This window comes from Serratia sp. TMDUHS_CL, assembly GCF_037137105.1.
GTDB classification, from domain to species: Bacteria; Pseudomonadota; Gammaproteobacteria; order Enterobacterales; family Enterobacteriaceae; genus Serratia; species Serratia nevei.
On sequence record NZ_JBBBDV010000021.1, the window covers coordinates 1 to 15,376 of the forward strand.

Genomic DNA, 15,376 nt, shown 5'->3' on the forward strand with positions numbered 1-15,376 from the left:
TTTAATTATGCCTGCTTTATTAGCAGGCATAATGTTAAGCGAGATTTAGGGGCGTAGCTCAGTTGGTAGAGCACCGGTCTCCAAAACCGGGTGTCGCGAGTTCGAGTCTCTCCGCCCCTGCCATATTAAGAACCCTTTGCGAAAGCAAAGGGTTTTTTTTTGCCTATCATTTTTCTTCCTTACCGCTTTGGAACAGAGCACATGGACGTTAGGTGCCGATGTTTGCCCGATCCTGGTTGCTCCATCTTTCTTCCGATCTTTACCCCCGTGACCTCCTGATTCCCTTGCTGTTTTGCATTATCTCCTCTCAGAAGGCGATGAGCGCGTTTTTGCTTGATAGACAGTCATGACCACGATGACGGCGTTTAAGGCCGCCATAACGCTTTAGGCTGCGGTATTTAAAGGTATTTTAAGTAATTGCCGAATCAAAGGCTGTTGATCGCTGTTTTGCAACCAGACGGCATACAGTGGGCGGATAATCGGTGGGATCTCAGCGGAGGCCACCAGCTGTGGGTACTCTTTTTCCCACTGGCTGGGCAGGAAAGCGCATCCGCCCGTGGTTTCCAGCAGCTGACGCGTCAGGTGAGCGGAGGTAGTGGTGAGCACCGGCACGTTATCGCCTTCCAGCATGCGGCTTTCCTGTTGGTGAAAGTCGGCTCCCCATTCCAGCTTGATGTAGGGCATTGGGGCTTGTTTATCACGATGCGCGGATGAGAACAGGCGTAATGAGAAATTGCTCAGCTGCTGGCTGGCCAATTCATCCATCTTCGGCGGTTCAGTGGTGATCAGTAAATCGAGCTGCCTTTCATGCAGTTGTTTTACCAAAGAGTGCCTTAATGCCACCCTGGCTTCGAGCTGTAGCGCCTCGCGTTGTTGATAGAGCGCCTGCAACCAGGGGGTCAGATAGGCTTCCCACAGCGAAGCGGTCGCGCCGATCGACAACTCGGTGTGTTGCAGCGAACGCACGACCTCCTTCTTCGCCAGCTGCCAGGTGTTCATCAGGCTCTCGGCATAGGGCAGAAGCCGCTCACCGGCAGGTGTCAGGCGGATATTATTGCGATGACGGGTAAATAAATTTGCGCCCAGCTGGTTTTCTAACTGACGGATGCGGAAACTGACCGCGGACTGCGTTAAGTACAAAGATTCTGCGGCTCTGCCAAAGTGACGCGTTCTACTGACCTCCAAAAAGGTTTTCAGTAATTCGGTATCCACACCTATCTCCAAAAAAATTTGTCGTTAAGATTTAAATGTTTTGTTTTACACGCTGTCAAGCCTATCTAATACTCCGCGCCATAAACAGCACGGCCATAAGAGAATTAGGAGCGTGTCAGATGGCGGATAGCTTCACCACGACCAATCGTTTTTTTGATAATAAACATTACCCTCGCGGGTTCTCCCGTCACGGCGATTTCACCATTAAAGAGGCGCAATTGCTAGAGCGCTTCGGCTACGCGTTTAACGAGCTGGACTCGGGCAAACGTCAGCCAGCCACTGAAGAGGAACAGCTGTTCGTCGCAGTGTGCCGCGGTGAGCGCGAAGCGGCTACCGAGCAGGAAAAAGTATGGGCTAAATATCTGGCGCGCACACGTCGCCCGAAGAAATTCCATACTCTGTCCGGCGGTAAACCGCAGGCTGACGCAGTAGAAGATTACAGCGACAGCGACGACTAAAGACGATGGGGCCTGCGGGCCCCATTTTCTATTCCAGACTACGATGCAGCTGTAACAGCAGACGGTCCATACTGCGATAGCCCAGCGCTTCGCAGAGGTGGCTCCTGTTGAGCTCCGCATCCCCCGCCAAATCCGCCAGCGTGCGCGCAACTTTCAAAATGCGCTGCCAGGCGCGGACCGATAACCCCAGCGCGTTTAATGTTGCCTCCAAAAACTCGGCGTCTGCTGCCTGCAGAACGCAATCACGTTCCACTTCGCGGTTGCTCAACAGCGCGTTGACTTTCCCGGCGCGTTCGAGCTGCCGGGCGCGTGCCTGCTGCACCCGCTTCCGCACCTGCTCACTGCTCTCTCCATGCGTTTTCCGCTGACTGAGCGTACCCGGCGGTAACAGCGGCACTTCGATAGAAAGATCGAAACGGTCGAGAAAAGGCCCTGACAGCCGGGCCAGATAGCGTAATACCTGCTGCGGTGAGGCGCGATTGTGCAACCCCTGATAATGCCCGGTCGGGCTGGGGTTCATTGCCGCAATCAACTGCACTCTGGCGGGGAAACAGACCTTGGCGTTGGCGCGTGAAATTACGATCTCGCCGGACTCCAGCGGCTCACGCAGTGCATCCAGCACCTTACGCTCGAATTCCGGTAGCTCATCCAGAAACAGCACGCCGTTATGCGCCATAGAGATCTCGCCCGGGCGCGGCAGTGAGCCGCCGCCGACCAACGCCGCCATCGATGCACTGTGATGCGGTGCGCGAAACGGCCTCTGGCGCCATGGCAGGGCGGCGGGGATATGATGCTGCAAGCTGGCGACCGCCAGGCTTTCCAGCGCTTCATGCTCCGTGAGCGGCGGCAGCAAGCCCGTGAGGCGGCTGGCCAACATGGTTTTACCGGTGCCCGGCGGCCCAATCAGCAGCAGGTTATGCCCGCCGGCGGCGGCGATCTCCAGAGCCCGCTTGGCCTGTTCCTGGCCGATGATGTCGCGCAGATCGGCGCTGTCGCAGGCGGTGTCCGCAGCGGGAGGCGTGGCCGCCACCGGCAGTTCGCCCTGGCCGAGCAGAAAGGCACAGACTTCCAACAGGTGCCGGGCGGTATGGGAGTGCGACTGCGCAATCAGGCCGACTTCGGCGGCGTTGTCCGTCGAGAGGATCAGTTGCCGCCCGGCGTCAGCCGCCGCCAGCGCCGCCGGGATCGCGCCCCTGACCGCGCGCAGTGCGCCGGACAGTGCGAGCTCGCCAAGAAACTCGTAGCGCGCCAACGGTGCGAGGGGCAATTGCTCGGAGGCGGCGAGGATCGCCAGTGCTATCGGCAGATCGTAACGCCCGCCTTCTTTCGGCAGATCGGCGGGCGCCAAATTGACGGTGATGCGCCGGGCGGGAAAGGTGAAACCGTTATTGATCAGGGCACTGCGCACCCGATCGCGCGCCTCTTTCACCGTGGTTTCCGGCAGACCGACCAGCGTCAGGCCGGGCAGGCCATTGCTGATATGCACCTCCACCGTCACGGAAGGGGCCTGAACGCCGATGATGGCGCGGCTATAGATTACCGCCAGTGACATATCGCTCTCCTTGCTGAGGGCAACATGATGCGCGATTCATCCTGGTGGCGCGCGGCGTTATTAGCGATTTTTCCCGGAGGTTCGCAGCGTAATTGCCGATTTTCATTTCAGCGAATGAGGTTGTGCGATCTGTCTCGCAGGCTGCGGCAATACCCATTAACAATTCGCTGAAGGCTGCAACACATTAGCGGCCCAGACGCATTGCAACCATAGGCTTGATGGGTGTATTTAACAATTGATTAAAAGAAAAATCACTTCTTTAACAAACCCCGACCGCCGCCGCATTCTGCCCGGCAGCCGCTAAGCCTCCTGACTTCGTACTCTACGGTAGGGATAACACTATGTTTGGTTGGACCCCGCTGCAACGCAACGCGGCAATCGCCAGCTTTTCAAGCTGGACGCTAGACGCTTTCGATTTTTTCGTGCTGGTATTCTTACTCAGCGATATCGCGCAATCCTTTCACGTCGGCCTGGAACAGGTCACGTTGGCGATTCTGCTCACGCTGGCGGTGCGGCCTATCGGCGCGCTGATCTTCGGGCGCGCGGCGGAAAAATATGGCCGCAAGCCGATCCTGATGCTGAATATCGTCTTCTTCTCGGTGTTTGAGCTGCTCTCCGCCGCCGCGCCCTCGCTGACGGTCTTTTTGCTGTTGCGGGTGCTGTACGGGGTTGCGATGGGCGGCATCTGGGGCGTGGCGTCGTCATTGGCGATGGAAACCATACCGGACCGCTCACGCGGCCTGATGTCGGGTATTTTCCAGGCCGGCTATCCGTTCGGTTATCTGCTGGCGGCGGTGGTGTACGGCCTGCTGTTCGAAACGGTCGGCTGGCGCGGCATGTTCGTTATCGGCGCAGCGCCGATCCTGCTGCTGCCGTTTATTTATTATTGCGTGCAGGAGTCGCCGGTGTGGCTGGCGGCGCGCGAACGCAAAGAAAGCACCGCCTTGCTGCCGGTATTGAAGAGCCACTGGAAGCTGTGTTGCTATTTGGTGCTGCTGATGGCGGCGTTCAATTTCTTCTCCCACGGCACGCAGGATCTGTATCCGGTATTTTTGAAAGTTCAGCACGGTTTCGACCCTAAAACCGTCAGTATCATCGCCATAAGCTACAATATCGCGTCCATTATCGGCGGCGTATTCTTCGGTTCGTTATCGGAAAAGATCGGCCGTAAGAAAGCGATCATCATCGCCGCGCTGCTGGCGTTGCCGGTGATCCCGCTGTGGGCGTTTTCCAGCGGTTCACTGATGCTCGGGATCGGCGCTTTCCTGATGCAGTTCATGGTGCAGGGTGCCTGGGGCGTGATACCGACCTACCTGACCGAACTGGTGCCGGCCAACACCCGCGCGGTGCTGCCGGGGTTCGTGTACCAGCTGGGCAATCTGATAGCCTCGGTCAACGCCACGCTGCAAGCCACCATCGCCGAGCATCATGGGCACAATTACGGCCTGGCGATGGCGATCGTCGCCGGTACGGTGGCGGTGGCGATCGCCCTGTTGGTGTTCTTTGGCAAGGATACGCGCGGCAAGGCGATCACCGACGCGGTGAAAAATCCGGACATGCGCGCCAACGTGTGAAAGAGGGGCGATTTGCGTGAGGTATGACCAGATTGCGCCGAATAATAACGCAAAAAAAGTGTTGTCATGCCGCGCGCGACTATGGTACCTCTGTAAGCATTAGTTCTGAATGAGCACAGTGAACAAACCCATTATGAAAGCCTTTGCCCAAGTGATTAGCCTAGTCGTGATTAGCGTGGTGGTGATTATTATCCCACCGTGCGGGGCTGCACTTGGACGAAGAAAGGCTTAGCAAACAAGCCGGAATCGCAAGAGAACCCCCGCACCGTCAGGTCCGGGGGTTTTTTATTGGCAAGAGAAAAGTGGAGCAAGGGGCAGAGCATGAAAAACAGAACAAAATCCTGCAGTTGTCGAAGTAAGGCGGGGAAATAACTATGAATGGCGCTCAGTGGGTAGTTCAAGCGTTGCGTGCGCAGGGGGTGGATACCGTATTCGGCTATCCGGGCGGGGCAATCATGCCGGTCTACGATGCGCTGTACGACGGTGGTGTGGAACACCTGCTGTGTCGCCATGAACAGGGCGCCGCGATGGCCGCCATCGGCTACGCCCGCGCCACTGGCAAAGTCGGCGTTTGCATCGCCACTTCCGGCCCTGGCGCCACCAACCTGATCACTGGCCTGGCTGATGCGCTGCTCGATTCCGTTCCCGTTGTCGCCATCACCGGTCAGGTGGGTTCCGCGCTGATCGGCACCGATGCCTTTCAGGAGATCGATGTTCTCGGCCTGTCTCTGGCCTGCACCAAGCACAGTTTCCTGGTGGAATCGCTGGACGCCTTGCCGGGCATCATGGCGGAAGCGTTCGCCATCGCCGCAGGCGGCCGCCCTGGCCCGGTGCTGATCGATATCCCGAAAGACATCCAGCTGGCGCAGGGCGACTTGCACCCGCATCTGATGCCGGTCGACGAAGCGCCGGCGTTCCCGGCGGCAGCGTTGGCGGAAGCGGCCGAGCTGCTGGCGCAGGCGCATAAACCGATGCTGTACGTCGGCGGCGGCGTGGGCATGGCACAGGCGGTGCCGGCGCTGCGTGAATTTATCGCCGTGACCCGCATGCCGAACGTCGCCACCCTGAAGGGGCTGGGCGCGCCGGATGCGCAAGATCCGCTGTACCTCGGCATGTTGGGTATGCACGGCACCAAGGCTGCCAACCTGGCGGTGCAGGCGTGCGATCTGCTGATTGCCGTCGGCGCGCGTTTCGATGACCGCGTGACCGGCAAACTGAACGCCTTCGCGCCGCACGCCAAAGTGATCCACATGGATATCGATCCGGCGGAGATGAGCAAGCTGCGCCAGGCGCATGTCGCCCTGCAGGGCGACCTGAAAGCGTTGCTGCCAGCGTTGCAGCGCCCGCTGAACATCGCCGCCTGGCAGCAGCAGGTGACGGCGCTGAAAGCCGAGCACGTCTGTCGCTACGATCACCCCGGCCAGCCGATCTACGCGCCATTGTTCTTGCGCCAGCTGTCCGCCCGCAAGCCGGCCAACAGCGTGGTGACCACCGACGTGGGCCAGCACCAGATGTGGAGCGCGCAGCACATGACGTTCGAACGCCCGGAGAATTTCATCACCTCCAGCGGCCTCGGCACCATGGGGTTCGGCGTGCCGGCGGCGGTGGGGGCCCAGATCGCGCGCCCGCAAGATACGGTGATCTGCGTCTCGGGCGATGGCTCCTTCATGATGAACGTGCAGGAGCTGGGCACCATCAAGCGCAAACAGCTGCCGCTCAAGATCGTGCTGCTGGACAACCAGCGCCTCGGAATGGTGCGTCAGTGGCAGCAGCTGTTCTTCGACGGCCGCTACAGCGAAACCAACCTGTCCGATAACCCCGACTTCCTGATGCTGGCCGCCGCCTTCGGCATTCCCGGCCAGCGCATCAGCCGCAAGGATCAGGTGGAGGGCGCGCTCGAGGCGCTGTTCAACACCGAAGGCCCTTATCTGCTGCAGGTCTCTATCGACGAACTCGAAAACGTCTGGCCGCTGGTGCCGCCGGGCGCCGGCAACGAAACCATGTTGGAGGAAATATCATGATGCAGCATCAACTCTCTATCCAGGCGCGTTTTCGCCCCGAAATGTTAGAGCGCGTATTGCGGGTCGTGCGTCATCGCGGCTTTCAGGTTTGTGCTATGAATATGGTTTCTCCGGCCAACGCCGACAGCATCAATATCGAATTGACCGTTGCCAGCCCGCGTCCGGTCGCCCTGTTGTCATCTCAGTTAAGCAAACTGCTGGACGTCTCCTGCGTCGAGATCCAGCAGCCAACATCACAACAAATACGCGCCTGAGGCGCCGAGAAGGATAAATAACAATGACAAAGAAAGCCGATTACATTTGGTTCAATGGTGAGATGGTTCCCTGGGCCGAGGCCAAAGTGCACGTGATGTCGCACGCGCTGCATTACGGCACGTCGGTATTTGAAGGCGTGCGCTGCTACGACTCGCACTTGGGGCCGGTGGTGTTCCGCCATCGCGAACATATGCAGCGCCTGCACGACTCGGCGAAAATCTACCGCATGCCGGTTTCGCAAAGCGTCGACGAGCTGATGGAAGCCTGCCGTGCCACGCTGCGCAAGAACAACCTGGTCAGCGCGTACATCCGCCCGCTGGTGTTCGTCGGCGATGTCGGCATGGGCGTCAACCCGCCGGCCGGTTACAAGACGGACGTGATTATCGCGGCGTTTCCTTGGGGCGCTTATCTGGGTGAAGAAGCGCTGGATCAAGGCATCGATGCGATGGTCTCCTCCTGGCACCGCGTCGCACCAAACACGATCCCCACTGCGGCCAAGGCCGGCGGTAACTATCTTTCCTCCCTGCTGGTGGGCAGCGAAGCGCGTCGCCACGGCTATCAGGAAGGCATCGCGCTCGACGTGCACGGCTACATTTCCGAAGGGGCGGGCGAGAACCTGTTTGAAGTGAAAGACGGCGTGATTTACACCCCGCCGTTCACCTCTTCGGCGCTGCCGGGCATCACCCGCGATGCGATCATCAAGCTGGCGAAAGACATGGGCTTCGAAGTGCGTGAGCAGGTGCTGTCGCGCGAATCGCTGTACCTGGCCGACGAAGTGTTCATGTCCGGCACCGCGGCGGAAATCACGCCGGTACGCAGCGTGGACGGCATTCAGGTCGGCATCGGCAAATGCGGCCCGGTGACCAAACAGATCCAACAGGCGTTCTTCGGCCTGTTCAGCGGCAAGACAGAAGACAAATACGGCTGGCTGGATCCGGTAAATCCGTAACGACAAGACAGACAGATAAGAATATCCAGGCGGTTCGTTCGCCGCCTGTCATAAATACATTTGGAGTGAAAAGAGCATGCCTAAGTACCGTTCCGCCACCACCACCCACGGCCGCAATATGGCGGGTGCCCGCGCATTGTGGCGCGCGACCGGGATGACCGACGCCGATTTCGGCAAGCCGATCATCGCCGTGGTCAACTCCTTTACCCAGTTCGTGCCGGGCCACGTGCATCTGCGCGATCTGGGCAAACTGGTCGCCGAGCAGATCGAAGCCTCCGGCGGCGTGGCCAAAGAGTTCAACACCATCGCGGTGGATGACGGCATCGCCATGGGCCACGGCGGCATGCTCTATTCCCTGCCATCGCGCGAGCTGATCGCCGACTCGGTCGAATACATGGTGAACGCCCACTGCGCCGACGCGATGGTGTGCATCTCCAACTGCGACAAGATCACCCCGGGCATGCTGATGGCGGCGTTGCGCCTGAATATCCCGGTGATCTTCGTCTCCGGCGGCCCGATGGAAGCCGGCAAGACCAAACTCTCCAACCAGATCATCAAGCTGGATCTGGTGGATGCGATGATCCAGGGCGCTAACCCGAACGTCAGCGACGCCGACAGCGAGCAGATCGAGCGTTCCGCCTGCCCGACCTGCGGTTCCTGCTCCGGCATGTTCACCGCCAACTCGATGAACTGCCTGACCGAAGCGCTGGGCCTGTCGCAGCCGGGCAACGGCTCGCTGCTGGCCACCCACGCCGATCGCAAAGCGCTGTTCCTCAACGCCGGCAAGCGCATCGTCGAGCTGACCAAACGCTATTACGAGCAGGACGACGAGAGCGCGCTGCCGCGCAATATCGCCAACAAGGCGGCGTTTGAGAACGCCATGACGCTGGACATCGCCATGGGTGGCTCGACCAACACCGTACTGCACCTGCTGGCTTCGGCGCAGGAAGGCGAGGTGGACTTCACCATGGAAGACATCGATCGCCTGTCGCGCAAAGTGCCACATCTGTGCAAGGTGGCGCCGAGCACGCAGAAATACCATATGGAAGACGTGCACCGCGCCGGCGGCGTAATCGGTATCCTCGGCGAGCTGGATCGCGCCGGCTTGCTGAACCGCGAGGTGAACAACGTGCTGGGGCTGACCCTGCCGCAGACGCTGGAAGCCTACGACGTGATGCTGACCCGCGACGAAAGCGTCAAGAAAATGTACTCCGCCGGGCCGGCCGGTATCCGCACCACGCAGGCATTCTCGCAGGACTGCCGCTGGGATTCGCTGGACACCGACCGCAAGGAAGGCTGCATCCGCACCCGTGAACACGCCTACAGTCAGGACGGCGGGTTGGCGGTGCTGTACGGCAACCTGGCGGAAAACGGCTGCATCGTCAAAACCGCCGGCGTAGACAAGGAAATCCTCACCTTCCGCGGCCCGGCCAAAGTGTATGAAAGCCAGGATGATGCGGTAGAAGCGATCCTCGGCGGCAAAGTGGTGGCGGGCGACGTGGTCGTTATCCGTTACGAAGGGCCGAAAGGCGGGCCGGGCATGCAGGAAATGCTTTACCCAACCACGTATCTGAAATCGATGGGGCTGGGCAAGGCGTGCGCGCTGATTACCGACGGGCGTTTCTCCGGCGGCACCTCCGGGCTGTCCATCGGCCACGCCTCGCCGGAGGCGGCCAACGGCGGCCTGATCGCCCTGGTGCAGGACGGCGACATGATCGCGATCGACATTCCTCATCGCGGCATCCAGCTGGACGTCAGCGAGCAGGAGCTGGCGGCGCGGCATGAAGCGGAACTGGCGCGCGGCGACGCGGCCTGGACGCCGAAAAACCGTGAGCGTCAGGTATCCTTCGCGCTGCGCGCCTACGCCTCGTTGGCCACCAGCGCCGACAAAGGCGCGGTACGCGACAAGAGCAAACTGGGGGGATAAGCAGCATGGCGGTCTCTCAACCCCTACCCAGCGCCCCCTGCGGCGCGGAATATCTGCGAGCGGTACTGCGCTCGCCGGTCTATGAGGTGGCGCAGGTCACCCCGTTGCAGGCCATGAGCAAAATTTCTTCGCGCCTCGGCAACACCATTTTGGTGAAGCGCGAAGATCGCCAGCCGGTGCACAGCTTCAAGCTGCGCGGGGCCTATGCGATGATCGCCGGGCTGGACGAAGAGCAGAAGGCGCGCGGTGTCGTGACGGCTTCGGCCGGCAACCACGCGCAGGGCGTCGCCTTCTCCGGTAAACGGCTGGGCATCAAAACGCTGATCGTGATGCCGGTGTCCACTGCGGACATCAAGGTGGATGCGGTGCGCGGTTTCGGCGGTGAAGTGCTGCTGCACGGTGCCAATTTCGACGAGGCCAAAGCGAAGGCGATCGAGCTTTCCCAGCAGCAGGGCATGACCTTCGTGCCGCCGTTCGATCATCCGACGGTGATCGCCGGGCAGGGCACGCTGGCGATGGAGCTGCTACAGCAAGACGCGCATCTGGATCGGGTCTTCGTGCCGGTCGGCGGCGGCGGCTTGGCCGCCGGGGTGGCAGTGCTGATCAAGCAGCTGATGCCGCAGATTAAAGTGATCGGCGTCGAAGCGGAAGACTCCGCCTGCTTGCGTGCGGCGCTGGATGCCGGCCATCCGGTGGATCTGGCGCGCGTCGGGCTGTTCGCCGAAGGCGTGGCGGTAAAGCGTATCGGCGACGAAACTTTCCGCCTGTGCCGTGAATATCTGGACGACGTGATCACCGTGGACAGCGACGCCATCTGTGCGGCGGTCAAAGATCTGTTTGAGGACGTGCGTGCCATTGCCGAACCTTCCGGCGCGCTGGCGCTGGCGGGGCTGAAAAAGTACGTCCAGCAGTACAACATTCAGGGCGAGCGTCTGGCGCACGTGCTGTCTGGCGCCAACCTCAACTTCCATGGGCTGCGCTACGTTTCCGAACGCTGCGAACTGGGCGAACAGCGCGAAGCGCTATTGGCGGTGACCATTCCGGAACAGCAGGGCAGCTTCCTCAAGTTCTGCCAACTGCTGGGCGGCCGCTCGGTGACCGAATTCAACTATCGCTACGCCGATGCCGACAACGCCTGCATTTTTGTCGGCGTGCGTCTGACGCGCGGGCACGCCGAACGGCGGGAAATCATTGACGAGCTCAATGCCGACGGTTATCAGGTGGTGGATCTGTCGGACGACGAGATGGCCAAACTTCACGTGCGCTACATGGTGGGCGGGCGTCCGTCGAAGCCGCTGCGCGAACGGCTGTACAGCTTTGAGTTTCCGGAGTCGCCGGGCGCGCTGCTGAAATTCCTGCAGACGCTGGGCACGCACTGGAACATTTCGCTGTTCCACTATCGCAGCCACGGCACCGACTTCGGCCGGGTGCTGGCGGCCTTCGAACTGGCGCAAACCGAGCCGGAATTCGAGCGGCACCTGCAGGCGCTGGGCTACGATTGCCACGACGAAACCGACAACCCGGCGTTCCGCTTCTTTTTGCAGGGGTGAGCCCGGTGCGTTTACCCGGCCGGCTGGCCCGCTTATTGACGCAGGGCCGGGAGATGGAACGCCAAATCGCGGCGCGCGATCGCGCACTGTTCGCCGGCGTGGATGCACAGCTCGAGCAGCATTTCCTGACGCCGGGCCAGCGGCTGTCGCCGCCTGGCGTCGGCAATGTCATGTTGCTGATGGTATGCCTGACGTTGGGGCTGGCGGGCGTGATGGGCCTGGCCACGGACGTGGCGGCCGCCTGGAGCGGCAAGACTTCCGCCGCCGTTCTCATGGGCAGCGGCGCGATCGTGGCGGTGTGGATGACGTTGATCCTGTTCCAACTGGTGCAGGGTAAAAACAGCGGGGTGGTATTGTTGCAATATTACCTTGGCATGCTCGGCCTGTTTTGCCTTGGCGCCGCGGCGGCGTGGGCGTCGGGGATGACCGGCATCGCCACCGTCGCCATGCTGCTGGGGGGCGTGGTTGGCGGTGCACTATTCAGCAACCGGGCGGCGTTCTCTCTCTATGTCGCTTACTTTCGCACGCGTCGGCGCGTGTTTATCAAACGCCGTTGGCAGAGGGAAGATCTGCGCAACACCCGATAAACCGTCAGAACGGAAAAACTTATGGCGCAACCTTTCTCCGGCTTTAGCCAGCAGGGTCTGAATTTCCTGCAGCAGGTGCGGATCGAGAACGATAAGGCGTGGTTCGACGGCAACCGCGATATCTACGATCGCGAGCTGTTGGCGCCGTTTCGCGCGCTGGTGGAGCAGCTGGCTCCCGGCATGCTGGCGATCGACCCGCAGTTCGAGACTCGCCCGGCGATCGGCAAAACGCTGTCGCGCATTCATCGCGACACGCGCTTTTCTCATGACAAATCGCGCTACCGCAGCCGCATGTGGCTGACGTTCAAGCGTCCGAGCAAAGACTGGAAAGACGCGCCGGTCTACTTTTTCGAACTGGGGCCGGACATGCTGCGCTATGGGCTCGGCTACTACAGCGCCAACAAGCCGACCATGGATCTGTTCCGCCATACGCTGAGGCAGCGGCCGCAGCCTTTCCTTGAGGTGGCCGCCTGCTGCCGGCGGCCATTCGAGCTGGTGGGTGAGAGCTACAAGCGCCCGCTGGTGAAGGAGCAGGCGGCGGAGATCGCCACCTGGTACAACCGCAAGTCGTTTGCGGTGATGGTGACAGACAGCGAAGTGGAAAAGCTGTTCAGCGCCGATCTGGTGCCGCTGCTGGCCGGGGCATTTTTGCAGCTTGAGCCGCTCTACCACTGGTTGATGCAGGTAGAGACGATGAAGCAGATCGATCCGGCGGATCTGTAAACCTCGCGTCAGCGGGGATGCAGCAAGCGCCAAAAGGCGTCGATCAGCGGATCGCTGAGGCGCTTTTTCTGGACGCAGACCCCCAGCTCGAACGGTTCGACCATCGAGATGTTATCCAGCTGCGAGATGCGGTTGCGTACCGGCTCCGGGCTGTTGTCCACCACCACGCTCGGGATCAGCGCGATGCCGCAGCCCAACGCGACCATCGACACGATGGCTTCGTGGCCGCCGACGGTGGCGTAAATCAGCGGATTGCTGATGCGGTGGCGGCGGAACCACAGTTCGATGCGTTTTCGCGACGGGCCGTGCTCCGGCAGGATGAACGGGATCTCGGCCCAGTCGGGCCTGTCGGCGAATGCCTGGCTGCGCACCGCACAGGGCAACGCCGGTGCGATCAGCACCAGCGGAATTTCGCCGATTTTGGTGAACGCCACGCTGGCGGGCAGCGTTTCCGGCCGGCCGGCGATGCCGAGATCGGCCTCGTTGGATTGCACTTTGTCGACCGCGTCGGCGGCGTCGCCGGTGGTCAGCTTAATCTCGACCAGCGGGTGCTGCGCGCGGAAACGATCGAGGATCGGCGGCAGGTGGCTGTACGCCGCGGTCACCGAGCAGAACAGCCGCAGTTCGCCGCTCAGCGAAGGGCCGTGCTGGCCGAGCGAGTGCTTCAGCTGCTGATACTGCAGCAGCGTTTGCTGGGCGAATTCTTTCAGCTGTTCGCCGGCGTCGGTCAGCTGCACGGTGCGGTTGTCGCGCAGGAACAGCGGCTGCCCGAGGATCTCTTCCAGCCGCTGGATCTGGCGGGAGAGCGTCGATGGGCTGACGTGCATCGCCTTGGCGGTGCGCCCGAAGTGATGGCTTTCGGCCAAATGCAGGAACAGCTTTAAATCACGTAAATCCATATCGATACGCTCGCAGTGAGAGTGTTGCATAAATTGCAATATCACGTTCTCAATATATCAATTTAAGCAACGCATTTCCTGTTATACATTGAGTTTAACGAATCTCCGCACAGACAGGGCGGGGAATGAAAATAACAATGCAAGACAACATCAAACCGGAGTACCACCATGGCTAACTATTTCAACACATTGAACCTGCGTCAGCAGTTGGCGCAATTGGGTAAATGCCGCTTTATGGCGCGCGACGAATTTGCTGACGAAGCCGGCTACCTGAAAGGTAAAAAAGTGGTGATTGTCGGCTGTGGCGCCCAGGGTCTGAACCAGGGGCTGAACATGCGCGACTCCGGCCTGGACGTCGCCTATGCCCTGCGCAAAGAAGCGATCGACGAGAAGCGCGCTTCCTGGCGCAAGGCGACCGAAAACGGCTTTAAGGTCGGCACCTACGAAGACCTGATCCCGCAGGCGGATCTGGTGGTCAACCTGACGCCGGACAAGCAGCACTCTTCCGTGGTGCGCGCGGTGCAGCCGCTGATGAAAGACGGCGCGGCGCTGGGTTACTCCCACGGCTTCAACATCGTTGAAGTGGGTGAGCAGGTGCGTAAAGACATCACCGTGGTGATGGTCGCGCCGAAATGCCCGGGCACCGAAGTGCGTGAAGAGTACAAGCGCGGCTTCGGCGTGCCGACTCTGATTGCGGTTCACCCGGAAAACGATCCGAAAGGCGAAGGCATGGCGATCGCCAAGGCCTGGGCGGCGGCGACCGGCGGCCACCGCGCCGGCGTGCTGGAGTCCTCCTTCGTCGCCGAAGTGAAATCCGACCTGATGGGCGAGCAGACCATTCTGTGCGGCATGCTGCAGGCGGGTTCGCTGCTGTGCTTCGACAAGCTGGTTGCTGAGGGCACCGATCCGGCTTACGCCGAGAAACTGATTCAGTTCGGCTGGGAAACTATCACCGAAGCGCTGAAACAGGGCGGCATCACGCTGATGATGGATCGCCTGTCCAATCCGGCCAAGCTGCGTGCCTATGCGCTGTCTGAACAGCTGAAAACCATCATGGCGCCGCTGTTCCAGAAGCACATGGACGACATCATCTCCGGCGCGTTCTCCAGCGGCATGATGGCCGACTGGGCGGAAGACGACGTGAAATTGCTGACCTGGCGCGAAGAGACCGGCAAAACCGCGTTCGAGAATGCGCCGCAGTTTGAAGGCAAAATCAGCGAGCAAGAGTACTTCGATCACGGCGTGCTGATGGTGGCGATGGTGAAAGCGGGCGTTGAGCTGGCGTTCGAAACCATGGTCGATGCCGGCATCATCGAAGAGTCGGCTTACTACGAGTCGTTGCATGAGCTGCCGCTGATCGCCAACACCATTGCGCGCAAACGTCTGTATGAAATGAACGTGGTTATCTCCGATACCGCAGAGTACGGCAACTACCTGTTCGCCAACGCGGCGGTGCCGCTGCTGAAGGACTTCATGACCACCCTGCAGGCGGGCGATTTGGGCAAAGCCGCGGCGGGTACGGCGGTGGACAACGCGCAGCTGCGCGACGTGAACGAAGCGGTGCGCAGCCACCCAATCGAAACCGTCGGTCGCAAACTGCGTGGCTACATGACCGACATGAAACGTATCGCCGTTGCGGGCTGATTTTCCGCAAGGTAAAGAACACAAA

Annotated in this window: 14 protein-coding genes and 1 tRNA gene; 12 read left to right on the forward strand and 3 right to left on the reverse strand. The window is 60.5% G+C overall.

The window, feature by feature from the left end; translation table 11 throughout:
• The first annotated feature begins 47 nt into the window (after positions 1 to 47).
• A tRNA-Trp gene (locus WCL58_RS24680) sits at positions 48 to 123 on the forward strand.
• A gap of 261 nt (positions 124 to 384) precedes the next feature.
• On the opposite strand, the gene hdfR is transcribed toward WCL58_RS24680, so the two are convergent.
• Complete coding sequence (hdfR, locus tag WCL58_RS24685; protein WP_180547927.1) at positions 385 to 1,212, reverse strand: HTH-type transcriptional regulator HdfR; 828 nt, start codon at positions 1,210 to 1,212, stop codon at positions 385 to 387.
• Between the two features lie 119 nt (positions 1,213 to 1,331).
• On the opposite strand from hdfR, the gene WCL58_RS24690 reads away from it, so the two are divergent.
• Positions 1,332 to 1,670: a DUF413 domain-containing protein gene (locus WCL58_RS24690; RefSeq protein ID WP_019455272.1), complete on the forward strand. Its 339-nt coding sequence runs from the start codon at positions 1,332 to 1,334 to the stop codon at positions 1,668 to 1,670.
• Positions 1,671 to 1,698: 28 nt separating this feature from the next.
• On the opposite strand, the gene WCL58_RS24695 is transcribed toward WCL58_RS24690, so the two are convergent.
• Positions 1,699 to 3,222 carry a YifB family Mg chelatase-like AAA ATPase gene (locus tag WCL58_RS24695; protein ID WP_060441499.1) on the reverse strand — a complete coding sequence of 508 codons (1,524 nt, stop codon included), beginning with the start codon at positions 3,220 to 3,222 and terminating at the stop codon, positions 1,699 to 1,701.
• 341 nt (positions 3,223 to 3,563) lie between these two features.
• Between WCL58_RS24695 and WCL58_RS24700 the strand changes: the two genes are divergently transcribed.
• From WCL58_RS24700 to WCL58_RS24740, 9 genes are all read left to right on the forward strand, one after another.
• Complete coding sequence (locus WCL58_RS24700) at positions 3,564 to 4,796, forward strand: MFS transporter (RefSeq protein WP_084827060.1); 1,233 nt, start codon at positions 3,564 to 3,566, stop codon at positions 4,794 to 4,796.
• Between the two features lie 133 nt (positions 4,797 to 4,929).
• Complete coding sequence (gene ilvL, locus WCL58_RS24705) at positions 4,930 to 5,028, forward strand: ilv operon leader peptide (protein WP_013814970.1); 99 nt, start codon at positions 4,930 to 4,932, stop codon at positions 5,026 to 5,028.
• Between the two features lie 142 nt (positions 5,029 to 5,170).
• Complete coding sequence (ilvG, locus tag WCL58_RS24710) at positions 5,171 to 6,817, forward strand: acetolactate synthase 2 catalytic subunit (protein ID WP_060425377.1); 1,647 nt, start codon at positions 5,171 to 5,173, stop codon at positions 6,815 to 6,817.
• A complete protein-coding gene (gene ilvM / locus WCL58_RS24715; protein ID WP_038874702.1) occupies positions 6,814 to 7,071 on the forward strand; it encodes an acetolactate synthase 2 small subunit in 258 nt (85 codons plus the stop codon). The genes ilvG and ilvM overlap by 4 nt, the downstream gene beginning before the upstream one ends.
• Positions 7,072 to 7,094: 23 nt before the next feature.
• Complete coding sequence (locus WCL58_RS24720) at positions 7,095 to 8,021, forward strand: branched-chain amino acid transaminase (RefSeq protein ID WP_033636413.1); 927 nt, start codon at positions 7,095 to 7,097, stop codon at positions 8,019 to 8,021.
• Positions 8,022 to 8,097: 76 nt separating this feature from the next.
• Positions 8,098 to 9,948, forward strand: a complete 1,851-nt coding sequence (ilvD, locus tag WCL58_RS24725) for a dihydroxy-acid dehydratase (RefSeq protein ID WP_033649965.1) — start codon at positions 8,098 to 8,100, stop codon at positions 9,946 to 9,948.
• Between the two features lie 5 nt (positions 9,949 to 9,953).
• Positions 9,954 to 11,498: a threonine ammonia-lyase, biosynthetic gene (ilvA, locus tag WCL58_RS24730; RefSeq protein WP_087762899.1), complete on the forward strand. Its 1,545-nt coding sequence runs from the start codon at positions 9,954 to 9,956 to the stop codon at positions 11,496 to 11,498.
• 53 nt (positions 11,499 to 11,551) lie between these two features.
• Entirely contained in the window at positions 11,552 to 12,085 is a 534-nt protein-coding gene (locus WCL58_RS24735) for a hypothetical protein (RefSeq protein WP_060441496.1), read from the forward strand.
• A gap of 21 nt (positions 12,086 to 12,106) precedes the next feature.
• Positions 12,107 to 12,808 (forward strand): DUF2461 domain-containing protein, encoded by a 702-nt coding sequence (locus tag WCL58_RS24740; RefSeq protein ID WP_141960508.1) that lies wholly within the window; start codon positions 12,107 to 12,109, stop codon positions 12,806 to 12,808.
• Between the two features lie 8 nt (positions 12,809 to 12,816).
• Here WCL58_RS24740 and ilvY read toward each other — a convergent pair whose 3' ends face one another.
• Entirely contained in the window at positions 12,817 to 13,707 is an 891-nt protein-coding gene (ilvY, locus tag WCL58_RS24745) for an HTH-type transcriptional activator IlvY (RefSeq protein ID WP_033636409.1), read from the reverse strand.
• Between the two features lie 168 nt (positions 13,708 to 13,875).
• On the opposite strand from ilvY, the gene ilvC reads away from it, so the two are divergent.
• Positions 13,876 to 15,351 (forward strand): ketol-acid reductoisomerase, encoded by a 1,476-nt coding sequence (gene ilvC / locus WCL58_RS24750; protein ID WP_038874693.1) that lies wholly within the window; start codon positions 13,876 to 13,878, stop codon positions 15,349 to 15,351.
• The last annotated feature ends 25 nt before the right edge of the window (positions 15,352 to 15,376 follow it).